Origin of the sequence: Sulfuriferula thiophila, assembly GCF_003864975.1 — a bacterium.
In the GTDB taxonomy this organism is placed as follows: domain Bacteria; phylum Pseudomonadota; class Gammaproteobacteria; order Burkholderiales; family Sulfuriferulaceae; genus Sulfuriferula; species Sulfuriferula thiophila.
In genome coordinates this window covers 52,049-76,246 of the sequence record NZ_BHGL01000001.1, presented here as the reverse complement: position 1 = coordinate 76,246, position 24,198 = coordinate 52,049, and the positions used below count along the sequence as shown (strand labels likewise).

The window sequence follows — 24,198 nt, the reverse complement described above, 5'->3', positions numbered from 1 at the left end:
TTGCTTAACGGCCCAGCCGGTCCTGGTCTTCACGACGAAATTCACCTTCTATCACATCAGAAGGAATGGGGGGTTGTGCCTTGCGCCCGAACAAGCGCGCGGGAATCAGCAAGATCAGCACCGCCAGCACGTCACTGATCACTCCCGGAAAAATTAACAATCCGCCAGCCAGCATGGTACGTCCGCTTTCGAATAAGGCACGTATTGGCGAACCACCACCCTGTACTGCCATGATCATGCGTGCAAAAAACGCCAACCGCTCTTCCGCGATCAGCATCACACCTGCCAATGCGGAAACGGCCAATAGGGCGATTACCCACCAGCCGATGGCTTGGTACACTTTTACCAGCGTATAAATTTCCAATGCAGGGAAACTCAACACTATAATGAAGCCTATTAAAAAACGCATGGTTACCCTTTAATCATACTGAACATTTTTATCTATAGCCTGTCCGACTGCTGCACAAGCATAAAACATCTTAACTATATTGGTACGCAATGTATAACAACAAGCTCCGGGAGAACCCTTTCATGCGTTTTTTTGCACTCATCATACTTTTTTTCAGTCAGATCATGGCGCTGCATGCCGATGACCTGCTGGAACCCGAACAGGCTTTCCAGTTTTCTGCGCAGTTAGTGGATGCTGGGCACCTCGAAGTCCGTTATAAAATTGCTGACGGCTATTATTTATACCGCAACAAATTCAAATTCAGTCTCAATGGCGCCACGCTGGACAGCCCGCAATTCCCCGCCGGCAAGATCAAGCAGGATCCGAACTTTGGCAATGTGGAAACTTACCACAATGAAGTACGCATCAGATTACCCTTTACCCGCACCGATGCTACCACCATTACACTCAAGAGTACCGCCCAAGGCTGTGCCGAAGCCGGTGTATGTTATACACCGATAGACAGCACCGCCCGCTTTACCTTGCCTGCAGCTACCCCAGCTGCAATTGCACCGGCAGCATTAAACCCACTAGGTGAAACCAAAGCGTTGACTGCGGACGACTTCCTCTCACCGGAACAGGCCTTTGGCGTCAAACTCAAGCTGACCAGCCCCACGACCATACAGGCCAGCTTTACGATTGCACCGCAATATTATTTGTATCAGAACAAAATTCACTTTGTTGTGAAAGCTCCGGCAGGTGTAACCGTAAGCAAAACCGATTTCCCTGCTGCCGATACCAAGCAGGATCCTAACTTTGGTGAAATGAAAGTCTATCACCGTGACTTTGCCGCCAATTTGACGCTGAGTCGTGCACTTAAAGCGGATGAAACTATCGAACTGGCAACTGACTACCAAGGCTGTAGCGAGAAGGGTATCTGCTATCCACCGCAGAACCAGGTGATCAAACTTGGCGCAAACGTCACACAAACCAGCGCTGCCAGCACCGCCCCTGCTGCCACTTCCAGCAATGATGAAGACTCGCAGATACGCAAGGCCCTGCAGGGCGGCCATTTCTGGGTAGTGGTAGCCACGTTCTTCGGCGCCGGCTTGTTACTGGCATTGACGCCGTGCGTGTTCCCGATGATCCCTATTTTGTCGGGCATCATTGCCGGGCAGAAACAGGTTACCCGCTTATCCGGTTTCCTGTTATCACTGGCCTATGTGCTGGGCATGGCCATCACTTATGCTGCAGCAGGTGTCGCGGCAGCGTTGTCCGGTACCCTGATTTCCAATGCATTACAGAACCCTATTGCTCTCTCTATCGGGGCGGGTATCTTTATCGCACTGGCTCTGTCGATGTTCGGTTTCTTCGAACTGCAGTTGCCCAGCTTTGTGCAGAGCAAATTCTCCGATGCCAGCAATAAGGTCAAAGGCGGTAATTTTATCGGCGTCTTTATCATGGGCGCGCTCTCCGCACTGATCGTCGGTCCATGCGTTGCCCCGCCGCTGGCAGCTGCGCTGGCGTATATCGCACAAACCGGCAATACCACATTAGGCGGCTGGGCCCTGTTCTCCCTGGCCATTGGTATGGGCGTGCCGTTACTGCTGGTCGGGCTATCTGCCGGGGCATTACTGCCGCGCGCTGGTGGCTGGATGAATGCAGTGAAAAACTTCTTTGGCGTACTGATGATCGCCATTGCCATCTGGCTGATCACCCCGCTCATCGCGGTATGGACGCAAATGTTGCTGTGGGCAGCGCTGCTGATTATTTCCGCCATTTATTTACACGCACTGGATCCGCTTGCACACACCGCATCGGGTTGGCAACGTTTGTGGAAAGGCCTGGCCATCGTCATGCTGACCGCAGGTGTTGCACTGATACTGGGTATGCTGGCGGGTGGGCGTGAACTTCTGCAACCATTGTCCGTATTCAAGCCGGTAGTCAGCTCTGCGGCGGCCTCCAACAAGCTTACTTTCCAGCGCGTACACAACCTCGCTGAACTGGATGCCAAAATCGCGCAATCTTCCGGCAAAACAGTCATGCTGGATTTCTATGCCGACTGGTGTGTATCGTGCAAGGAAATGGAGCACAATACCTTTAGCGACCCGGCTATTCAGCAACGCTTAAGCAACGTGGTATTGTTGCAGGCCGACATTACCGCTAACAGCGCTGACGACGACGCCATGCGCAAACGGTTTGCTGTTTTTGGCCCACCGGCCATGATTTTCTTTAGCCCCAGCGGTAAAGAGATAGCTGACCACGTGATCGGCTATCAAACCCCTGATCAATTCTCCCGCCTTCTGGACATCCTGCTGGCAAAACCATAATGAAAAAACTTTTAGCATTTGCTCTTATCGCAGCCATTTTAGGCGTAGGTTACTATCGCTACGTCAACCGCGCGCCAGTAACCTCTAACGCACCTGTGGCCTCACTCACTTCAGATGCCATATTTAATGCACGCCTGCCTGATTTGGCCGGTGTCAGACAACCTATCGCACAATGGCGGGGCAAAGTTCTGGTCGTCAATTTCTGGGCGACCTGGTGTCCGCCATGCCGTCAGGAAATTCCCGAATTCATTCAGTTACAAAAGCAGTTTGGCCCGCAAGGGCTGCAATTTGTCGGCATAGCGCTCGACGAAAAAGCCAAAATCCAGGGTTTTGTGGATGAGGTAGGGATTAACTACCCTATCCTGGTTGGTGATCTGGAAGCTGTTGCGCTCTCACAGTCGAGTGGCAACCGTATGGGCGGCTTGCCTTATACTGTCATAATTGACCAGCATGGCAAAATAATCGCAACTGAATTAGGTGGGCTAACCAAGGAAAAACTAACCGCAATTGTGACGCCACTGTTACCGGCTCATTAAAGTAAATTCCAGCAATTTTCGCTAAACGTCTGGACAATACGGCCTAATTTCGGCAAACTTGCGCCTATGAATAATGGCACCTCATTAGATTCGACGACCGGCAAACGCATACTTGTGCTGCATGGCCCCAACTTGAATATGTTAGGCATGCGCGAACCAGCACATTACGGGCGTGACACGTTGGCTGATATAAACACGCGTTTGCAATTGCGTGCGGATGCAGCTAACGTGTCACTCACCAGTTTCCAGAGCAATAATGAGGCTGCGTTGATAGAACGCATCCATGCCGCTTATAAAAATATCGATTTCATACTGATCAATCCAGCAGCATTTACCCACACCAGTGTTGCACTGCGTGATGCCCTTGCAGCTGTTGCCATTCCTTTTGTAGAAATACATTTATCCAACGTATTCGCCCGGGAAGCCTTCCGCCATCATTCCTATTTCAGTGATCTGGCAGTCGGTGTTATCAGTGGCTTAGGGGCGCAGGGCTATGAACTTGCACTCGAATACGCGCTTACCCAACTCACCCACAAGGTTTAAATCATGGATCTGAGAAAACTTAAAAAACTTATCGACCTCGTACAAGAATCTGGTATTGCAGAGCTTGAGATTACTGAAGGCGAAGAGAAAGTTCGCATTGCCAGCGTATTGCAAAATCAGCAACAGCCATTTTATATGGGTGCTGCTCCTGCTGCCGCTCCTGCACAACCGACCGCAGTTGCCGCGCCTGTCGTTGTAGAGCCCGCTGTGATTGATGGCCATGTCATTAAATCACCCATGGTAGGTACTTTTTACCGCGCTTCCAGCCCTGGCGCCAAGTCATTTGCAGAAGTCGGGCAAAGTATCAATGCGGGTGACACCCTATGCATCATTGAAGCCATGAAACTGCTCAATGAAATCGAATCAGATCATTCTGGCGTGATTAAAGCCATTCTGGTCGAGAATGGTCAGCCCGTTGAATACGGCGAGCCGTTATTCATCATCGGCTAACCCCTCTTTCTATACACAGGTCGCTCATGTTTGAAAAAATCCTTATCGCCAATCGCGGCGAGATTGCCTTGCGTATCCAGCGGGCTTGTCGTGAAATGGGCATCAAAACAGTTGCCGTCCATTCAGAAGCTGATGCCGATGCCAAGTATGTCAAACTCGCTGACGAGTCTGTATGTATTGGCCCGGCTGCATCATCACTCAGCTATTTGAATGTCCCTGCTATTATCAGTGCTGCAGAACTGACCGATGCCGAAGCTATACATCCTGGCTACGGCTTTCTCTCCGAGAATGCTGACTTTGCAGAACGTATTGAGTCATCAGGGTTTGTCTTTATCGGACCACGACCAGAAACCATCCGCCTAATGGGTGATAAAGTTTCTGCTAAAGACTCCATGAAGGCATCTGGCGTGCCATGCGTGCCAGGTTCAGATGGCGCACTGCCGGATGATCCCGATGAAATTCGTCGAATTGCAAAAGATGTTGGCTACCCTATCATTATCAAAGCAGCGGGTGGCGGTGGCGGACGTGGCATGCGTGTAGTTCATACCGAGGGCGCATTACTGAATGCCGTTGCAATGACGCAGGCAGAGGCTCAGTCAGCATTCGGCAACCCTGTTGTATACATGGAACGCTATCTGCAAAGACCACGCCATATAGAAATTCAGGTACTGGCAGATGAGCATGGCAACGCCATCCATCTTGGCGAGCGTGATTGCTCGATGCAACGACGCCATCAAAAAATTCTTGAAGAAGCTCCAGCGCCAGGCCTTGATCATAAATTACGTGACAAGATTGGTGAACGCTGCGCTGCCGCTTGTCGCAAAATTGGTTACCGTGGCGCGGGTACTTTCGAATTCCTGTATGAAGATGGTGAATTTTTCTTCATAGAAATGAATACGCGCGTGCAGGTTGAACATCCTGTAACCGAGTTAATAACCGGTGTCGATATCGTCCAGGAACAGATCCATATCGCGGCTGGTGAGCCATTGCGTTACAAGCAGAAAGACATTGTGTTCCGTGGCCATGCCATCGAGTGCCGGGTGAATGCCGAGCATCCTTATACTTTCGTGCCATCGCCTGGCCGTATTACGGCATATCACGTTCCTGGCGGTCCCGGCATTCGCGTTGACTCGCATGTGTACCAGAACTATTTTGTGCCACCGCATTATGATTCAATGATCGGTAAATTGCTTGCACATGGCGCAACCCGTGAGCAAGCCATTGCACGCATGCGTACTGCATTGATGGAAATGATTGTGGAAGGTGTTAATACCAATATTCCACTGCATCAGGATTTGATGCAGGATGCCAATTTTATCCAAGGTAGCACCAGCATTCATTATCTTGAACAGAAATTAGCTAAACCTACACACAACTAAGGATCAAGCATGCCCTGGCAATCAGTCACGTTACCCGCTACCGCAGAGGAAGCAGACCGATTGTCTGATGCCTTGATGTCATTGGGTGCTCTGTCCGTCAGTATCGAGGATGCTGCGGCAGGTACTGTCGCAGAAGCACCTATTTTTGGTGAACCAGGCATGCCGGTGGATGCGCTGTGGCGCGATAATTATGTCGTGGCTATGTTTGATCAGCATGCTGATGTTGATCAAATTCTACTAGCGGCCTGTGTTGAAGTTGATTTCATGCTACCAGAATATGAAATCGCACATATCGCCGAACAGGATTGGGTGCGGTTAACCCAAGCTGAATTTGATCCCATACGCATATCTAAGCGTCTATGGATCATACCTAGCTGGCATCAGGCCCCTGATAAGCAAGCCATTAATCTTAAACTTGATCCCGGGCTAGCTTTTGGAACAGGCTCACATCCTACCACTCGGCTTTGTTTACAGTGGCTGGATGAAAATCTCCCTGATAATGCAACAGTTCTTGACTACGGCTGTGGTTCAGGAATTTTAGCCATTGCCGCAAAGAAATTTGGTGCGCTCAAAGTCTGGGGAGTGGACATTGATCCACAAGCAATATCTACTGCCATCAACAACGCGAACGAAAATGAAGTAGAAGCTAAATTTTATCTTCCTGATTCGGATACAAACGAACGCGCTAACGTAGTCATTGCTAATATATTAACCAACCCTCTAATTGCGCTTGCACCGCTGCTTGCAGAGCGCTGTCTTCCCAACGGTAAATTGGTTTTGTCGGGTATTCTGGTTGAACAATCTAGCAAGGTTATTGAGACGTATAGCACCTGGTTTGATATTGACCAGTGGCGTAATGAAGAAGGGTGGGTTTGTCTGGTTGGAGATAAACGGAGGTGACCACACAAACCACCTGCCCAATTTGCCATACGATCTTCAGGGTGACTGAATTATCCCTGACTGGTTCCAAAGGTATGGTGCAGTGCGGTGTATGTGGAATGGTATTTGACGCTCATCAGAACGCCATCGCAGATCCTGAGAAACCAAGCGAAACCGATCTGACTTCAGTAGATTTAATTGCACAAGATTTATCACTTCAAGATCATTCTACAGACTCACTTGACCTCGTCAATTTAGAGGTTGATAACAGTTCCACAGAAAATACCCAACCAACCGAATCATTAGGCCTTGAACGTGCTAAGACAGAGGTAATACCACTGGCTCATATGCCTACTGAAGCTGATCTATCCGATGAAATTACTGAGGAATCACGAGTTTCATCAGACCATATAGCCGATGCTATTCAATTCAAACCCCGACCAAATAAAAGACATATAATTTTGTGGTTGAGTTCAGCAACGCTGCTGGTCTTTATTTTAATAGTGCAATTGCTGTTTCTGAACAGAGTTCATCTTGCTGCAAATTATTCATGGTCAATGCCGCTGCTCAATAAGTTATGCACCATTGCCAATTGCAAAGTTAGTCTACCTAAGGATATTTCGAGCATTAAAATTACTCATAGCTCATTTGAAGCCGACCCTAACGATAGCAAAATTATCATAGTAAATATTGGATTGGAAAATGATTCCGATGTAGCTAATGCTTTTCCAGACATAGCGCTTAGTCTGACCAATGATGAAGACATGATTGTAACTAAGAAAAACTTCAAACCACAAGCGTATTTACCCATTTCCAGTAGTATAAATACCGGGCTCCGACCTCATACTGAAGTGAATGTAAAACTCATTCTCGAAGTTGATGATACATCAGTGTCAGGTTATAAATTAACTACTTTCTATTCTTATTAATTTAAGAATTGCAATAAAAAAGGCAATCCGAAGATTGCCTTTTTTATTACTATAACATTATTTATTTCAAGAATGCTTTCTTAGCCTTTCAATCGCAGCGATTTGCGCAATAGCTTCAGCTAATTCAGCTTGCGCCTTTGCGTACTCCATTTGCGAAGAGTGATTCTTCATTGCTTCTTCAGCTAATCGCTTAGCTTCTAACGCACGATTTTCATCCAAGTCTTTACCACGTATTGCGGTATCAGATAAAATTGTAACGACATATGGCTGCACTTCAAGCATACCACCTGAAACATAAATTAACTCTTCTTCTGCAACATCAGGCTTTTTAATACGAATTGAGCCAGGCTTAATTCTGCTCAGCATTTGTGTATGACGCGGATATATACCCACTTCACCCATTTCAGCTGGGACAATTACGTACTCAGCTATGCCAGAAAACAAAGCTGTTTCTGCACTCACGATATCTACATGGATGGTCATTGCCATAAATCTTTCTTCCCTGCGAATGGTTCAGCGGGCGTAATAAATTACGCCCTGGCTGGGATTACTGGATGGTCTTGGCCTTCTCAACCGCTTCTTCAATGGTACCGACCATGTAAAACGCTTGCTCAGGCAAGTGGTCGTATTCACCATTGACGATGGCTTTGAAGCCGCTAATAGTATCTTTGAGCGAAACATACTTACCAGGAGCGCCAGTAAATACTTCAGCAACGAAGAAAGGTTGTGACAGGAAGCGCTGGATCTTACGCGCACGTGCCACAGCTAATTTATCTTCTGGAGCCAACTCATCCATACCAAGAATTGCAATAATATCGCGCAACTCTTTGTAACGCTGCAGTACGGTCTGAACGCCACGAGCTACACTGTAATGCTCTTCGCCTACTACCAGTGGATCTAACTGGCGTGAAGTAGAATCCAGTGGATCAACGGCAGGATAAATACCCAACTCAGCAACTTGACGTGACAGAACTACGGTTGCATCCAAGTGGGCGAATGTTGTTGCCGGTGATGGATCGGTCAAGTCATCCGCTGGTACATAAACAGCCTGGATAGAAGTAATCGAACCTTTTTTGGTTGAAGTGATCCGTTCTTGCAAACGACCCATTTCTTCAGCCAGGGTTGGTTGATATCCCACAGCAGAAGGCATACGTCCCAGCAAAGCTGAAACCTCTGTACCTGCCAATGTGTAACGGTAAATATTATCAACGAACAGTAGAACGTCACGGCCTTCGTCACGGAAGTACTCAGCCATGGTCAAACCGGTCAATGCAACACGTAAACGGTTACCAGGCGGTTCATTCATCTGACCGTAAACCAGCGCCACTTTATCAAGAACGCCACCATCTTTCATCTCGTGATAGAAGTCATTACCCTCACGAGTACGCTCACCCACACCTGCAAACACAGAGTAACCACTATGCTCAACAGCGATGTTACGGATCAATTCCATCATGTTAACGGTCTTACCCACACCAGCACCGCCGAACAGACCAACTTTACCACCCTTAGCAAACGGGCAGATCAAATCGATAACCTTAATACCGGTTTCTAACAATTCGTTAGAAGCTGCTAATTCATCGAAAGCTGGTGCTTTACGGTGAATACCCCAAGTAGTTTCATTTCCGATTGGGCCCATTTCATCAATTGGGTTACCCAAAACGTCCATAATACGGCCTAGAGTTTTCACACCAACAGGTACTGATATCGGTGCGCCAGTTCCGCTCACCAACATACCACGACGCAAACCGTCGGTAGTACCCATCGCAATTGCGCGAACCACGCCATCACCCAGCTGTTGTTGGACTTCCAACGTCAGCACAGGCGTATCCATTTTTAATGCATCATAAACCTTAGGCAGTGAATCACGTGGAAATTCCACGTCTACAACTGGCCCAATGATTTGTACGATTTTGCCTTGACTCATCGTCGTTCCTTGAAATATCAAAATTGCTTAAACGGCCGCAGCACCCGCTACGATCTCGGAGAGTTCTTTAGTAATGGCTGCTTGACGTGTCTTGTTATAGACAAGCTTAAGTTCGCCAATTACGTTTTTAGCGTTATCGGAAGCAGCCTTCATCGCCACCATACGCGCACTTTGTTCACACGCCATATTCTCAGCCACTGCCTGATAAATCAATGCTTCGATATAACGAATCAATAAAGCATCAACCACCGATTTCGCTTCTGGCTCATAAATGTAATCCCAATGGTGAACGGGCTTATCATCCTTTGGCGCTGTCAATGGTAGAACCTGCTGAACCATCGGCTCTTGCTTCATCGTGTTTACAAACTTGTTATATACGATGTGCAGCGAATCGATCTTGCCATCCATGTATGCGTCTAACATGACCTTAACTGGCCCAATTAGGCGCTCCATATGCGGGGTATCGCCAAGCGCTACTACGTGTGAAACAACATTTCCGCCAGAGCGTTGCAAGAACCCCAAACCTTTATTACCAATAGCAGTCACATCAATGCCTACTTTAGCCGCATCCCATTTTTTCATCTGGTTTACAACTAAGCGTAGTACGTTGGTATTTAGACCACCACACAAGCCCTTATCCGTAGTAACAACAATCAAACCGACTCGTTTTTCTGAATCCCGCTTGGTTACGAACGGATGCTTGTATTCTGGATTGGCTTGGGAAAGATGAGCGGCAACGTTTCCAATTTTCTCAGCATATGGACGTGCTGCACGCATGCGTTCTTGCGCTTTACGCATTTTCGCTGCGGCAACCATCTCCATTGCCCGAGTGATCTTGCGCGTATTTTCTACGCTCTTGATCTTAGTCCGTATCTCTTTACCTGAAGCCATGATTGTTATCCAATCAATAAACGGCTGAGGACTTAAATTCCTCAATAGCCTTAGTTAAGGCAGCTTCAACATCAGCCGGCATATCACCAGTACTTTGCATCTTATCCATCAATGCACCGTGCTTGGATTTAACAAATGACGCAAGAGCCGCTTCAAAAGACAGCGTTTTCTTGACATCGATATCATCCATATAGCCTTTGTTAACTGCAAACAGAGTCAACGCCATTTCTGCTACATTCATTGGAGCATACTGGTTCTGCTTCATCAGTTCAGTAACAAGCTTACCGCGTTCCAACTGTTTGCGCGTCGCTTCATCCAAATCCGATGCAAACTGAGCAAATGCAGCCAATTCACGGTATTGAGCCAGAGCCAGACGTGTACCACCACCAAGCTTCTTAATCACTTTAGTTTGTGCAGCACCACCAACTCGAGACACTGACAAACCAGCGTTGATAGCTGGACGGATACCCGCATTAAACAGATCCGTTTCCAGGAAAATCTGGCCGTCTGTAATCGAAATAACGTTGGTTGGAACAAAAGCAGAGACGTCACCAGCTTGTGTTTCAATCACGGGCAATGCGGTCAACGAACCGGTCTTGCCTTTTACTGCCCCACCGGTTAGTTTTTCAACCTGGTCAGCATTGATGCGTGAAGCGCGCTCTAACAAACGTGAATGCAGGTAGAACACGTCACCTGGATAAGCTTCACGACCTGGTGGACGACGTAACAGCAGTGAAATCTGGCGATAAGCCCAAGCTTGCTTGGTCAAATCATCGTAAACGATCAATGCATCTTCGCCGCGATCACGGAAGTACTCACCCATAGTGCAACCGGCATACGGCGCAATATATTGCATTGCTGCAGAATCAGAAGCTGTAGCAGCAACCACGATGGTGTGGCCCATTGCACCGTGCTCTTCCAGCTTGCGAACTACGTTTGCAATGGATGATGCTTTCTGTCCGATAGCTACATAGATACAGATAACACCTGTACCCTTTTGATTGATGATGGCATCAACAGCAACAGCGGTCTTACCTGTCTGACGGTCACCAATAATCAGTTCGCGTTGACCACGACCGATAGGCACCATCGCATCAACTGATTTCAAGCCAGTTTGCAGTGGCTGAGTAACAGACTGACGCTCGATAACACCCGGAGCGATTTTTTCGATAGGCGAAGATAATTTAGTATTAATTGGACCTTTGCCATCAATAGGCTGACCCAACGAATCTACAACACGGCCAATCAGTTCAGGACCGATTGGCACTTCTAAAATACGCCCAGTGCACTTAACTGTGTCACCTTCGGTAATGTGCTCATATTCACCCAGCACAACAGCACCGACTGAATCGCGTTCTAAGTTTAGTGCCAGACCAAATGTATTGCCCGGAAACTCTAACATTTCGCCTTGCATTACATCGGACAAACCGTGCACACGAACGATACCGTCAGTTACTGACATTACTGTACCCTGGGTACGTAATTCAGCAGCAGCGGTCAAGTTCTGAATTTTGCTTTTAATGAGATCACTGATCTCGGTGGGATTGAGTTGCATTGATAGCTCCTAACGGAATCTCTTAACGTTTTAACGCGTATGCCATACCTTGTAGTTTACCTCGTACCGAAGCGTCATACACTTCGTCGCCAACGCTGACTATCAAACCACCAATTAAGGCCGGATCAATTGATACAGTTGCGTTGATTTTACGATTAAACTTCTTTTCAAGGCGGGCGGACAGTTCCGCAATTTGTTCTGCGTTCATGGCAAATGCGCTAGTTACTTCCGCTTCTAGCACACCACCTTCATTAGCTTTTAGTGTTTCAAATTGAGTTACGATTTCTGGCAAAATACTTAAACGGCCACTTGTTATCAGCAGTTTGATAAAATTTCCTGCTTCAGCCTTAAGATTTGCGCCAGACACGCTCAAAAACAATTCACTTAATTGGTTACTTTCTACTTTCGGATCTGCAGATAATCTCTGCATATCACCGTCAGCAGCAACCAGTTGGGCAAAAGCTAACTGATCTGACCAGGAATCCAGCGAGCTGGTTTCCTTGGCCAGACGAAACACAGCCTCAGCATATGGACGTGCGATGGTTGCGATCTCGGCCATAATTACAGCTCGTTCTGAATAGCGATTAACAACTCAGCATGCGCTTTAGCGTCAATTTCGCGGCGCAGGATCTTTTCAGCACCAGCTACTGCCAACTCAGAAACTTGTGCTCGCAGTGCTTCTTTAGCGCGAACTGTTTCTTGAGCTACGCTTGCTTGAGCACTTGCCAGCATACGATCGCCTTCAGCTTTAGCAGCATTTTTCGCTTCTTCAATTAGCTGCACTGCGCGCTTTTCTGCTTGTGCAATAATTTCAGCAGCTTTTTGCTTAGACTCATGCAAATTTTCGCTAGCACGCTTAGATGCTAATTCCAGCTCATGCTTACCGCGTTCACCTGCAGCCAAACCATCTGCAATTTGCTTCTTGCGCTCACTGAGCGCCTGCATAATCGGTGGCCATACGAATTTCATGCAAAACCAAACAAACACGAAAAACGTAATAGATTGACCGATTAGGGTAGCATTAATATTCATGCCAGAACCTTTCTACGTTCGTAACTTCCAGCTTAGCCTGCAACCGCAAACAATACATACATCGCCAAACCAACAGCAATCATAGGCACAGCATCAACCAGACCCATAACGATGAAGAATTGTGTACGCAACATTGGAATCAATTCTGGTTGACGCGCAGCGCCTTCCAGGAAACGACCACCTAAAATACCAATACCGATGGAAGCACCTAAAGCGCCCAAACCCATCATCATTGCGCCAGCAACGTACAGCACTGCGTGAATCATATCCATTTACTACTCCTCAATTAAAAATCAAACAATTAATAAAATCTTAATGGTGCTCTTGGTGTGCCATGTCCAGATAGACGATAGTCAATGTCATAAAAATGAATGCTTGCAACGTTACAATCAGTATATGGAACACTGCCCAACCCCACTGTAACGCACCACCAAACAAACCAACACCAAGCCCGCCGCCAAACATTAGCGCAATCAATATAAAGATCATTTCACCCGCATACATATTGCCGAACAAACGCAATGCTAACGATACTGGTTTAGCTATCAGGTTGACACCCTCTAGAAATATATTTGCTGGCAAACCTAATTTACCAAAAGGCTGCAGGGTCAACTCACCTACGAAACCGCCTATACCCTTCATTTTTATACTGTAGTAAACAACCAGGAAAAACACAGCTATTGCCATACCGAACGTTGCGTTTGGATCGGTACTCGGCACCACCTTAAAGAATGGCAAGCCCAGTTGATGTGCAATTTGTGGCACCCAGTCTACCGGAAGTAAATCCATTAAGTTCATCAACAATATCCACACAAATATCGTTAACGCCAATGGTGCTACTAATGGGTTTTTACCCGAAAATGAACCACGTACACTGGTATCAATGAATTCTACAATCCATTCTACAAAGTTCTGCACGCCTACGGGTACACCGGAGGATGCCGTTTTTGCCACAGAACGAAATACCAGCAGAAATACCAAACCCAGGAATATCGACATTCCAAGCGTATCCAGATTCAAAGCCCAGAAGCCCATTTCTTTTGCTTGCTCTGCACTGTGGGCGAGACCCCAGCTACCATCTGGCAATTGGCCGTAGGTCAGATTCTGTAAATGGTGTTTTATATACTCGGAAGAAGTAAGTGCTTCAGTCGACATTTTGGTTACTCTTGCTCTATTTAATATTATTTTTGCCGGTCCGCACCGCTACCGCGCCCAGCAAAAACACTAATTGTCCAATAATAAAACTTATTAACATGACTAACGGTGACAGCTTTAATGCACTGCTCATACCGATTGCCAACAAGCACCCTGTTAATACAAATCGCTCGATCCCTGATCGGTATACGACTTTTAAATTTTCCTCCGGCGTATTAACAATTTGGCGATTAGATTTTTGCATACGCCAATACAGAAATCCTGTATTCAGTATGGCTATCAAACCCCCATATATTGTTGACTTAACCATATAAGGATAATTTATTGCGATTATCATCGTTGCAATACTAACCACAATTAATTGCAGTTTTATCACAGTTTTAATAACCTGTCCGGCTTGCTCTTTGTGCTCTGTGGTTGATTGCATTTCACACCATTCAGGCACGAATTAAGTAGCCCAATCGAGTTCGATCAGGCAATTAATCCGAGATAATACCTTACCAAGGTCGTTTTATGCAACCCTTTGATTTTTAACAACCATTATTTTCTATACTATCACCCTATAACTTATTGATTATATTATCCAACTGCTCAATATTTGTGTACTCTATCATCAGCTTACCAGAACCATTTTTTCTGGACTGAATTATAACTTTAGCACCTAACCGGTCAGACAGACTTTCTTCCAAATCCATTACATCCCTATCTACTGCATTAGCCTTTGCTTCAATCGGATTTAATTTTCTATTTACCAGTTTCTCTGTTTCACGTACCGACAATTGTTTTTTTATTACTTCTTCCGCTATTTCCAACTGCAGCGCTACCGGTGCGACAAGTATCGCTCGGGCATGCCCCATGTCTAGCTTTGTATCTATTATTAATTCTTGAATTTCTGTTGGCAAATTCAATAATCGCAATAGATTTGTTACTGCGCTTCTTGATCGACCTACCGCCTCCGCTGCGGATTGATGGGTCATTCCAAATTCATTAATCAACCTCTGTATACCCGCAGCCTCTTCTAATGGATTTAAATCTTCTCGCTGTATATTCTCAATTAACGCCATTGCCAGCGCCGCATTATCCGGTACTGTTTTGATAAGTACCGGCACTTCTGTCAGACCTGCTAGTTGTGCAGCGCGCCACCGCCTCTCACCAGCAATTATTTCCATTTTGTTTTCGCCGATTACTCTCACGAGTATTGGCTGCATGACTCCCTGGGCTTTTATGGATTCTGCCAGCGCATTCAGGCTTGCGGCGTCCATTCTGGTTCTGGGCTGATATTTACCAGATTGCAGATTCTGTACCTGCACGGTTTGTAATTCGCTATAAGCCGCTGTTGATGACGCGTCTTCACCTAACAACGCCTCTAAACCCCGACCTAATCCGCGCATTTTTTTCATTTGTTTTCCTTTGCCGAGCCAATTCTCGAGTCTGCCATTTCGTACTACTTTTCTAATGCAGACCCATCAAATTCTGCATATTGATTTTTTCCGTTGCGTTTTGCTACATACATTGCCTGGTCTGCATTATGAATCAGCTGCCCTGCATCTTTGCCGTCCATTGGATAATATGCTACGCCGACACTTACACCGACTTTGCAAGCTATGGATCCTATGCTAAATGGCTCACCTAAAAATGCTATTAACTGCGATGCTATAATGCCAACCAATTCCAGCTCGTCGCCGCTCTGTAAGATTATGATAAATTCATCACCGCCTACGCGAGCTATAAAATCACTTTCTCTTAACATCCCTTGCATTCTTTGAGCTGCTAATGATAGCAATCTGTCACCCACTGCATGCCCAAATTCGTCATTAACTTTTTTGAACCCATCCAGATCCAAGTACATTACTGCAAATGCAGCCTTATTACTTTTTTTGATTCTTTGCTGAATAAAGCGGTTTAATTGACTTTTGTTGGCCAATCCCGTTAGTGCATCACGGGTTGCCCTTTTATGAAGTTTTGACTGGTTTGCCTTTAGATCAGACAATTCTGTTTCTATATTGCTGACGTGATTTTTCAACCGGAACAAGACTGCCAAACTTATCAGTACTACTGCAATCGTAACAACCAGGCCTGTCCAAAGTATTGCCGTTCTTGTTGACTCATATTCGGCTTGTACCTTTTTCAGAACTATTTGGACCTGATTCTGCTGATTTTCCCGTAAATTTACAAAGCCATCTCGTACTTGATTTTGTTGCTGGATTGCACTGTTTAATAGCAACATTTTTGCCGCTTCAATATCTCCAGCCTGCAAAATACTGATTACTTCCAATTGTACTCGTTTTACCTGCTGTAACTTTCCTGCTTGTTTTTCTAACAGTTCTTTATTTTTTGGATTTGTTTCCAATAGCAATAATTGCTTTATAGCGTTCATCGCATAATTATTATACTGAACATATTCCTGGTATTGATGACGACGCTCGGCCTCATCTTTACTTAAAGTCATTTTTATCAACGACGCATTACGTCGTACCCCAACTGTTTCGGCATTACTAAGCAGCCTTAACTTTTCAAACTGTAAGCTTGTTGATTCTTCTATTTTCTTTTGCAATATATCTAACTGATTAATTCCATAGGTAATTTGTCCTAAAACCAGGACGATTAATGTAATAAAGGCTGCCAAAACTGATTTCAAAAAAAAACCAGAATCTACATTCTTGTATCGGGACAAGCCTTTGCTCATTAACAACACTCTCTAGAAAAGAATCATTTATGCAAGCTTTATGTAAACTTGCCAATACTATTTGCGTTTTTGTAACCCTTTATTTAATTACTTATTTCTCAAACCTTAATGCTTGTTTAAAACTTCCCTGGCCAATGCCATATAAGCTTGTGCGCCTTTAGAACTAGGGTCGTACATTAATGCTGGCTGCCCATAACTTGGGGCTTCGGCTAATCTAATATTTCTGGGTATTACTGTGTCATACACCTTGTTGCCGAAGTGGTTCTTTAGCTGTTCTGATACCTGTTGTGCCAATGTGCTCCGTGGATCAAACATCGTACGCAGCAATCCTTCTATTTCTAATCTCGGGTTTAAATTGCCTCTAATTTTTTTAATGGTGTTGACCAGATCTGATACGCCTTCCAACGCGTAATATTCACATTGCATCGGAATCATGACTGCATCTGCTGCCGTTAAGGCATTTACCGCCAGCAAATTTAATGCGGGTGGGCAATCTATCAACATATAATCGTATTCATGCGCAACTTCTGACAATGCCGATTTCAGCCGGATTTCGCGGCCAACCACGTCAACTAACTCTATCTCAGCTCCAGCCAAATCTCGGTGCGATGGCAAAATATCGAATTTCCCATTTTGGCTGTATTTTTTTATGGATGAAATCGTTTCTAGGCCTAACAACAAATGGTAAATGCTTTTTTTTAACTCTCTTTTATTGACCCCACTGCCCATGGTTGCATTACCTTGTGGATCAAGGTCGACCAAAAGCACGCGCGCACCAGATGCTGACAAACTTGCCGCAAGGTTCACTGCGGTAGTGGTTTTACCAACACCACCCTTCTGGTTAGTTATTGCAAATGTCTTAGCCATTTATCTCTTTCATCACCACCAAATGCCGCTGCGCTTCAAGTATAGGCAAATCCAACTCATGTATTGTCAACACCTCCACACCCGCGGGTAATGTTGTCACTTCCTGTTCAGGATATACGCCTTTCATTGCATACCAACATCCATTCTTGGCCAGCAAATTACGCGTTAATTCAATAAATAAATTCATTTCCGAGAACGCACGGGAAATAATTCCATCGAACTGTTTCTCGACCTTCATTGATTCAACTCGACCAGATACTACCGTAACATTACGCAATCCCAGTTCTATGACAACCTGTTGCTGAAATACGGATTTTTTCTTATTGCTATCAGATAGAGTGACGTGTATATCCTGATTTATTATCGCCAGCGGAATACCCGGCAAACCAGCACCACTGCCGACATCAAGCAGGTTCTGCACTTTTATATACGGATTTACAGCGAGGCTATCTAGCAGATGGTGGGATAACATCTTCGCTGGGTCACGTAATGCAGTCAGGTTATGTATGCGGTTCCATTTCTGAATCAAATCCAGATAGGCAATAAGCTTATTTGCCTCTTCTTCTGACAACTGCACGCCGATTTGCTTGGCTTGTTCCTTTAAATGACTCAGCATACTTATGCTACGGACTTTCTACGGCCGTCTCCGTGACGTTTCAAATGCACTAGCAACAATGAGATTGCGGCGGGTGTTACACCTGAAATACGCGAGGCCTGGCCTATCGTTTCTGGTTTGTGTTTATTCAACTTCTGCTGCACTTCAATCGATAAACCCTGCACTTGGGTATAATCCAGATCTGCTGATAAGGTTTGATGTTCTTGCGCTTGCGCCCGAATGATTTCGCCACGCTGGCGCTCAATATAACCCTGATACTTGGCTTGAATTTCAACTTGCTCAGCAATTGTCGGATCAGTTATTCCAACCCCGGCAGCAGTTAAAGTCATTAGTTTTTCATAAGTAACATCTGGCCTGCGCAGTAAATCATACAAGCTGTATTCCCGTTCAATATCTTTACCTAATACACGATCTGCTTCGATTTTATTTAACGTTTCCGGACGTACCCAGACTCCACGTAAACGTGACTGCTCTGTTTCTATTTGTTCCTTTTTGTTTACAAACGCTGCCCATCGAATATCATCTACCACACCTAATTTACGCCCGATTTCTGTCAGGCGCATATCTGCATTATCTTCACGTAAAGATAGTCTGTATTCAGCCCTGCTGGTAAACATACGATAAGGCTCGGTGACCCCCAAAGTGGTCAGATCATCAACCATTACGCCCAAGTAAGCCTCATCTCTGCTCGGATTCCAGCTAGGCTTCTCTTGTGCATATAAACCCGCATTGATCCCGGCTAGCAATCCCTGAGCTGCCGCCTCTTCATATCCAGTTGTTCCATTAATTTGTCCTGCAAAAAACAGCCCGGATATCGCCTTGGTCTCTAATGAACGCTTTAGTCCCCGCGGATCAAAATAATCATACTCAATAGCATAACCAGGTCGTATTAAATGCGCGTTCTCAAACCCTTTAATAGACCTTACCAAGGCCAGCTGTACATCAAATGGCAAACTGGTAGATATTCCGTTTGGATACACTTCATGCGTAGTCAATCCTTCCGGTTCTACGAATATCTGGTGCGATGTCTTATCCGCAAAGCGCACTACTTTGTCTTCTATAGAAGGACAATATCGTGGACCGACCCCTTCAATTACTCCTGTATATAAGGGCGACCTATCCAGCCCCCCCCGGATAATTTCATGAGTGAGTTCAGAGGTATGCGTTATCCAGCACGGTAACTGATTTGGGTGCTGATCACGCCTGCCCATGAACGAGAACACCGGTGCAGGATCATCCCCAGGTTGTATCTGCATCACTGAATAGTCAATACTTCGACCATCTATACGCGGTGGCGTTCCGGTTTTTAATCTCCCTACCGGCAAGTTAAATTCGCGTAAGCGGTGCGCCAAGCTTACCGCCGGCGGGTCACCCGCGCGGCCGGCTGCATAATTTGATTGCCCAACATGAATCAATCCAGCCAGAAATGTACCTGCAGTTAGCACGACAGACTTACTGTAAAATGACAAGCCTAACTGGGTTCTTACGCCAATTACCTTATCACCTTCAAGCAATAGATCGTCAACTGCCTGTTGAAACAACCATAAATTTGATTGGTTTTCTAAGCGGCTTCGAATAGCCTGCTTATATAATAATCTGTCTGCCTGTGCGCGAGTTGCACGCACAGCCGGCCCTTTTGATGAGTTTAAAATTCTGAACTGGATACCGGCTTCATCAGTCGCAGCGGCCATGGCGCCGCCTAAAGCATCAATTTCCTTAACTAAATGCCCCTTACCTATACCGCCAATCGATGGGTTGCAGGACATCTGTCCCAATGTCTCAATATTATGCGTAAGCAATAATGTGCGCACACCCATGCGCGCCGAGGCCAGTGCTGCCTCAGTACCTGCGTGCCCACCGCCAATTACGATGACATCAAATTTATCCGGGTAATTCATTTCTATACATATTTCTAATAAGTTGATTGATCAACCAATATCATTTTGTTAAACACTGGTTTAAGTATGCGCTATTGTACCAAACGCGTCATTTTTAAATTTAGTTAAAATCAAGATTTTTAAGACATGTTTCACGTGAAACATATTGAGCGCCTAAAAAACAGGCTGTTCAGGACGGCTTATAGCGAATTATTTTATAACCATCCTTGCCTTACCATTCAAAAACAAATAAACGCCATCACGGCCTTTTAAATGCGTTTTACTTACCTATGCAAAATCGGCTAAAAATTTCGCCAAGTAAATCATCTGCACTGAATGCGCCAGTAATTGAAGATAATGAATATTGGGCCAACCGTAACTCTTCGGCCAGAAACTCGAGCGCGGACGACGATAATTCACTTGCTTGAACAAGATGTGCACTTGCATCCTTAATCGCTTTTAAATGCCGTTCGCGTGCCATGAAAACACTGCTGCTTTCAGTTTGCCAACCCGCTACATTTAAAAGTGTTGATCTAAGCTCCTCGATTCCTGCCCCGGTTTTTGCGGATAAATATATATCACCCTCTACCTTAACTGGCATTTCAGCAGTCAGATCAATTTTGTTATGGATTGTGAACAAAGGCAGACTAGATGGCAATTTAAAAATAATATCTTGTTCAGTAGACGTTACCCCGTGCTGCACGTCAACCAGCAATAACGCAACATTAGCTTGGTTAATCGCTTGCCAGGTACGCTCGATACCAATACGCTCAACTTCGTCCTCAGTGTCACGCAAACCGGCCGTATCTATAATATGAATCGGCACACCTTCAATCTGGATAGTTTCACGAACCGCATCCCGAGTCGTACCGGCAATTGCAGTGACTATAGCCAGATCTTCACCTGCCAGCCGGTTAAGCAAACTCGACTTTCCTACATTGGGTTGACCAATCAGAACAACGCGAATTCCATCGCGTAACAGACTGCCCTGGCGGGCTGACTGCTCGATTTCCAGCAATTGTTGCTTAATCTTCTCTAAACGCTCGAATGCTTTAGCTGCTTGTAAAAATTCCAGCTCTTCTTCAGGGAAGTCTAGCGTTGCTTCAACCAGCATACGCAAATCGATAAGACTTGCGACTAACGTATCAATCCGATTTGAAAATTCACCGGTAAGTGAACGAATTGCAGAACGTGCAGCCTGCGCCGAGCTAGCATCGATTAAATCAGCGACACTTTCAGCTTGCGCCAAATCCAGCTTGTCGTTCAAAAAAGCACGCTGAGTAAACTCACCTGGATTAGCCAAGCGCGCACCCAATTCCAGGCAACGTTTTAATACAAGATTGAGTACTACGGGGCCGCCGTGTCCTTGCAGCTCAAGAACATTTTCACCGGTAAACGAATGTGGTGCAGGAAAATATAGCACGACCCCTTCGTCCAGAACAGTGTCATCTCCGTCCAGAAAATGTGCAAAATGTGCGTGTCTTGGTTCTGGAGTCATGCCCAGCAAAGGCAGAAAAAAAGGCGTTAAATTTGAACCGGAAATCCGAATAATACCTATGCCACCGCGACCAGGCGCGGTGGCAATTGCAGCTATGGTATCGCGATCAGCGTTTTGCATGGCCGGCTTGAGCGGCCTCGTATTTACGCGTGATGACCCATTGTTGACTGATCGACAATACGTTATTCACAACCCAATACAAAACCAAGCCCGCAGGGAAGAAGAAAAAGAAAATACTGAAAGCAACTGGCATTATCATCATAACCTTCGCCTGGATAGGATCTGGAGGTGTTGGATTCAGTCTTGTTTGCAATATCATGGTTAAGCCCATGATGATAGGTAATACATAGAACGGATCCGGTGCCGACAAGTCATGAATCCAGCCTATAAATGGCGCTTGACGCATCTCCACACTGCCCAATAATGCCCAGTAAAGCGCAATAAATACCGGTATCTGCACAACGACAGGCAAGCACCCTCCCAACGGATTAACTTTTTCTGTCTTATACAAATCCATCATTGATTGATGTAATTTCTGCCTATCATCGCCATGCAACTCTTTTAACCGTTGCAGCTTAGGTGCAAGACCACGCATCTGGGCCATAGACTGATAGCTTTTTGCTGACAACGGGAAGAACATCAGTTTTATCAGTATAGTCAGAATAACGATTGCCCAACCCCAATTACCAACAACACCATGTATCTTTTGCAGTGCCCAGAAAATTGGTGCGGCAATTGGCGTCAACCAGCCATAATCAACTACATAATCTAAACCAGGTGCTAATGCAGTTAATGTTTTCTGAATCTGCGGGCCTACATACATGGGCACTTCAAATGACAGCGTTGAGCCTGGTTGAACCTTACCTTCAGGTAAAATCACACCAGCACTGTATTGATTGTTACCAATGGCTTTTGCGTAAAACTCGCGTTTGCCGCCATTTTTCGGGAGCCAGACGGATACAAAATGATGTTGGACCATACCTATCCAGCCATCATTGGCAAATTTAGGATAATCCTGCTCACCTTTATCCAGTTTTTTGAATTCTATTTTCGTAAACTTGCTTGCTTCTGTATACAAAGCAGGACCGGTAAATGTATGAACTAAACTCGACTCACCTTCTGGTGTTTTACCGTCACGCAATAGCTGAAAATACGCATCTACCGGCACAACATTAGCGCCTGGATTTGTAATTTGATACGCTACATCAATCTTATAACTATCGCGATGAAAGGTATAAAGCTTGGTTACTTTAATCCCTGTCTGAGCATCTACCCAAACCAAAGGCACCGTAAGACTCTGCTGACCTTGTGCTAACTGGTAGTTGCCAGGAACAAGCGTAAACAACGATTTATGATTAGGTAAACCCGCGCCTATTAAACCGGTCTGAGCTACGTAGGTATGATCTGGACTTTGCTCAAATAGAAATAATGGCTTATTTTTATCCAATGGATCTTGGTATTTCAACAGTGCCAAGCTTCGCAAATCACCACCATTTGCATCAATAACCGCACGCACCAGGTCAGTAGTTACTACTGCTTGCGCAGCCACTGGTAAATGATTCGCTGTATTATTAGGTGCGGCTGATACGGTAGCGGCCTGTGTCAGTGTAGGTACTGGTGCGTTAGCGTTAGCATTTGCAGGTGCGGTAACTGTTGCTGCCGGCTGTGGGGCATCTTGCTTTTGCCACGCTTCCCATAACATTAATAATGAAAAAGAAAACACAACAAAAAGAATAAGTCTCTGAGTATCCATAAATGTAACGCTTAGCTATAAAAAGATTAAGGTACTGGATCGTAACCACCAGGATTACGTGGATGACAACGTGAAACACGTTTAATTGCTAACCAGCCGCCTTTAAACGAACCATGTTTCGCAATTGCTTCAACCGCAAATTGGGAACATGTAGGCGTAAATCGACATCTTGGCCCCAACATAGGACTAATAGTGTACTGATAAATCTTTACAATTAGAATCAGGAGTTGAGACATCGTTTGGTTTTTTGCAATAAATGAATCAGTTCGTTTCGAACTAATAAAGATTCACTTCTATTGAATGGCTTTGTTACTCGCACAATATAATCCAATGCTGGTAACTCTGGTCGCTGTAAACGGAAAACATCCCTTACTATACGTTTAGCCAAATTCCGTGCTACTGCCGTGCGCAATTGCTTTTTACCAACAACAATACCTAATCGTGCAGTTTCCATTATATTAGGTTTGGCGTAGACGTTTAAAAAACGGCCTGTTTTACCACAGCGGAAATTAAAAACGGATGAAAACTCATCCGTTTTTAACAATCGGTTACTTCGCGGAAAAGTATACCGAATATTCATCTGCTAACTATCTGCGAATTACCGAGATTCACCTACGGCAAGACGAACACGACCTTTAGCACGACGTGCATTAATCACTGCGCGACCGCCTTTGGTTCTCATTCTGACTAAAAAACCATGGGTACGCTTGCGGCGAATAACGGAAGGTTGGTAAGTGCGTTTCATAACAAAATCCTAATATAAATAATTCCGTAGAACATAGCATTAGACTATTTTATTACCCTTGTTGTCAAGATAAAACATTGCCTCTTGATAAAATTAAAAATGACGGTATTCAAATAATTAAATCTTAAGATTTTAAGCAATTAGATGTTAATAAGATTATAT

27 protein-coding genes are annotated in these 24,198 nt (G+C 45.3%); 7 read left to right on the top strand and 20 right to left on the bottom strand.

Annotation, left to right across the window (positions count from 1 at the left end; translation table 11 throughout):
* Positions 1–4: 4 nt before the first annotated feature.
* Positions 5–409 carry an FxsA family protein gene (locus EJE49_RS00420; RefSeq protein ID WP_124948436.1) on the bottom strand — a complete coding sequence of 135 codons (405 nt, stop codon included), beginning with the start codon at positions 407–409 and terminating at the stop codon, positions 5–7.
* 122 nt (positions 410–531) lie between these two features.
* Here EJE49_RS00420 and EJE49_RS00415 point away from each other — a divergent pair, with 122 nt between their 5' ends.
* From EJE49_RS00415 to EJE49_RS00385, 7 genes are all read left to right on the top strand, one after another.
* Positions 532–2,718 carry a protein-disulfide reductase DsbD gene (locus EJE49_RS00415; RefSeq protein ID WP_124948435.1) on the top strand — a complete coding sequence of 729 codons (2,187 nt, stop codon included), beginning with the start codon at positions 532–534 and terminating at the stop codon, positions 2,716–2,718.
* Positions 2,718–3,254 carry a TlpA family protein disulfide reductase gene (locus EJE49_RS00410; protein ID WP_124948434.1) on the top strand — a complete coding sequence of 179 codons (537 nt, stop codon included), beginning with the start codon at positions 2,718–2,720 and terminating at the stop codon, positions 3,252–3,254. Before EJE49_RS00415 ends, EJE49_RS00410 begins: the two co-directional genes overlap by 1 nt.
* A 66-nt stretch (positions 3,255–3,320) precedes the next feature.
* Positions 3,321–3,797 carry a type II 3-dehydroquinate dehydratase gene (gene aroQ, locus EJE49_RS00405; RefSeq protein ID WP_124948433.1) on the top strand — a complete coding sequence of 159 codons (477 nt, stop codon included), beginning with the start codon at positions 3,321–3,323 and terminating at the stop codon, positions 3,795–3,797.
* Between the two features lie 3 nt (positions 3,798–3,800).
* Positions 3,801–4,247, top strand: coding sequence for an acetyl-CoA carboxylase biotin carboxyl carrier protein (gene accB, locus EJE49_RS00400; protein WP_124948432.1), 447 nt, complete (start codon positions 3,801–3,803; stop codon positions 4,245–4,247).
* 26 nt (positions 4,248–4,273) lie between these two features.
* Positions 4,274–5,626 (top strand): acetyl-CoA carboxylase biotin carboxylase subunit, encoded by a 1,353-nt coding sequence (gene accC, locus EJE49_RS00395; protein ID WP_124948431.1) that lies wholly within the window; start codon positions 4,274–4,276, stop codon positions 5,624–5,626.
* 9 nt (positions 5,627–5,635) lie between these two features.
* Positions 5,636–6,526 carry a 50S ribosomal protein L11 methyltransferase gene (gene prmA / locus EJE49_RS00390; protein WP_124948430.1) on the top strand — a complete coding sequence of 297 codons (891 nt, stop codon included), beginning with the start codon at positions 5,636–5,638 and terminating at the stop codon, positions 6,524–6,526.
* Positions 6,523–7,434: a zinc-ribbon and DUF3426 domain-containing protein gene (locus EJE49_RS00385; protein WP_124948429.1), complete on the top strand. Its 912-nt coding sequence runs from the start codon at positions 6,523–6,525 to the stop codon at positions 7,432–7,434. The genes prmA and EJE49_RS00385 overlap by 4 nt, the downstream gene beginning before the upstream one ends.
* A gap of 66 nt (positions 7,435–7,500) precedes the next feature.
* Here the strand turns inward: EJE49_RS00385 and EJE49_RS00380 are convergent, their stop codons facing one another.
* The 19 genes from EJE49_RS00380 to rpmH form a co-directional block, all read right to left on the bottom strand.
* A complete protein-coding gene (locus tag EJE49_RS00380) occupies positions 7,501–7,923 on the bottom strand; it encodes a F0F1 ATP synthase subunit epsilon (protein ID WP_124948428.1) in 423 nt (140 codons plus the stop codon).
* A gap of 58 nt (positions 7,924–7,981) precedes the next feature.
* On the bottom strand, positions 7,982–9,361 hold the full coding sequence (atpD, locus tag EJE49_RS00375; RefSeq protein ID WP_124948427.1) for a F0F1 ATP synthase subunit beta: 1,380 nt from the start codon (positions 9,359–9,361) through the stop codon (positions 7,982–7,984).
* Positions 9,362–9,388: 27 nt separating this feature from the next.
* On the bottom strand, positions 9,389–10,252 hold the full coding sequence (atpG, locus tag EJE49_RS00370) for a F0F1 ATP synthase subunit gamma (RefSeq protein ID WP_124948426.1): 864 nt from the start codon (positions 10,250–10,252) through the stop codon (positions 9,389–9,391).
* Positions 10,253–10,265: 13 nt separating this feature from the next.
* Positions 10,266–11,807, bottom strand: a complete 1,542-nt coding sequence (atpA, locus tag EJE49_RS00365) for a F0F1 ATP synthase subunit alpha (RefSeq protein WP_124948425.1) — start codon at positions 11,805–11,807, stop codon at positions 10,266–10,268.
* A 22-nt stretch (positions 11,808–11,829) separates the two neighbouring features.
* A complete protein-coding gene (locus EJE49_RS00360; RefSeq protein ID WP_124948424.1) occupies positions 11,830–12,366 on the bottom strand; it encodes a F0F1 ATP synthase subunit delta in 537 nt (178 codons plus the stop codon).
* A gap of 2 nt (positions 12,367–12,368) precedes the next feature.
* Positions 12,369–12,839 carry a F0F1 ATP synthase subunit B gene (locus EJE49_RS00355; RefSeq protein WP_124948423.1) on the bottom strand — a complete coding sequence of 157 codons (471 nt, stop codon included), beginning with the start codon at positions 12,837–12,839 and terminating at the stop codon, positions 12,369–12,371.
* A 32-nt stretch (positions 12,840–12,871) separates the two neighbouring features.
* A complete protein-coding gene (gene atpE, locus EJE49_RS00350) occupies positions 12,872–13,111 on the bottom strand; it encodes a F0F1 ATP synthase subunit C (RefSeq protein ID WP_087448168.1) in 240 nt (79 codons plus the stop codon).
* A 40-nt stretch (positions 13,112–13,151) separates the two neighbouring features.
* The gene (gene atpB, locus EJE49_RS00345) at positions 13,152–13,994 is read right to left on the bottom strand and encodes a F0F1 ATP synthase subunit A (protein WP_124948422.1); all 843 of its coding nucleotides are present in this window, start codon (positions 13,992–13,994) and stop codon (positions 13,152–13,154) included.
* Positions 13,995–14,010: 16 nt separating this feature from the next.
* Complete coding sequence (locus tag EJE49_RS00340) at positions 14,011–14,421, bottom strand: ATP synthase subunit I (protein WP_124948421.1); 411 nt, start codon at positions 14,419–14,421, stop codon at positions 14,011–14,013.
* A 133-nt stretch (positions 14,422–14,554) separates the two neighbouring features.
* Positions 14,555–15,394, bottom strand: a complete 840-nt coding sequence (locus tag EJE49_RS00335) for a ParB/RepB/Spo0J family partition protein (RefSeq protein WP_124948420.1) — start codon at positions 15,392–15,394, stop codon at positions 14,555–14,557.
* A gap of 44 nt (positions 15,395–15,438) precedes the next feature.
* Positions 15,439–16,680, bottom strand: coding sequence for a GGDEF domain-containing protein (locus EJE49_RS00330; RefSeq protein ID WP_124948419.1), 1,242 nt, complete (start codon positions 16,678–16,680; stop codon positions 15,439–15,441).
* Between the two features lie 105 nt (positions 16,681–16,785).
* Positions 16,786–17,547, bottom strand: coding sequence for a ParA family protein (locus EJE49_RS00325; protein WP_124948418.1), 762 nt, complete (start codon positions 17,545–17,547; stop codon positions 16,786–16,788).
* Positions 17,540–18,163, bottom strand: coding sequence for a 16S rRNA (guanine(527)-N(7))-methyltransferase RsmG (gene rsmG / locus EJE49_RS00320; protein WP_189941564.1), 624 nt, complete (start codon positions 18,161–18,163; stop codon positions 17,540–17,542). Before rsmG ends, EJE49_RS00325 begins: the two co-directional genes overlap by 8 nt.
* Before the next feature lie 2 nt (positions 18,164–18,165).
* Positions 18,166–20,061 carry a tRNA uridine-5-carboxymethylaminomethyl(34) synthesis enzyme MnmG gene (gene mnmG / locus EJE49_RS00315; protein ID WP_124948416.1) on the bottom strand — a complete coding sequence of 632 codons (1,896 nt, stop codon included), beginning with the start codon at positions 20,059–20,061 and terminating at the stop codon, positions 18,166–18,168.
* Between the two features lie 259 nt (positions 20,062–20,320).
* Entirely contained in the window at positions 20,321–21,658 is a 1,338-nt protein-coding gene (gene mnmE / locus EJE49_RS00310; protein ID WP_124948415.1) for a tRNA uridine-5-carboxymethylaminomethyl(34) synthesis GTPase MnmE, read from the bottom strand.
* Positions 21,645–23,291, bottom strand: a complete 1,647-nt coding sequence (gene yidC / locus EJE49_RS00305) for a membrane protein insertase YidC (protein WP_124948414.1) — start codon at positions 23,289–23,291, stop codon at positions 21,645–21,647. Before yidC ends, mnmE begins: the two co-directional genes overlap by 14 nt.
* A 26-nt stretch (positions 23,292–23,317) precedes the next feature.
* Entirely contained in the window at positions 23,318–23,527 is a 210-nt protein-coding gene (gene yidD / locus EJE49_RS00300) for a membrane protein insertion efficiency factor YidD (RefSeq protein ID WP_124948413.1), read from the bottom strand.
* Positions 23,512–23,871 (bottom strand): ribonuclease P protein component, encoded by a 360-nt coding sequence (gene rnpA, locus EJE49_RS14385; RefSeq protein WP_223246666.1) that lies wholly within the window; start codon positions 23,869–23,871, stop codon positions 23,512–23,514. The genes yidD and rnpA overlap by 16 nt, the downstream gene beginning before the upstream one ends.
* Positions 23,872–23,889: 18 nt before the next feature.
* Positions 23,890–24,036: a 50S ribosomal protein L34 gene (rpmH, locus tag EJE49_RS00290; RefSeq protein ID WP_087448179.1), complete on the bottom strand. Its 147-nt coding sequence runs from the start codon at positions 24,034–24,036 to the stop codon at positions 23,890–23,892.
* Between the last annotated feature and the right edge of the window lie 162 nt (positions 24,037–24,198).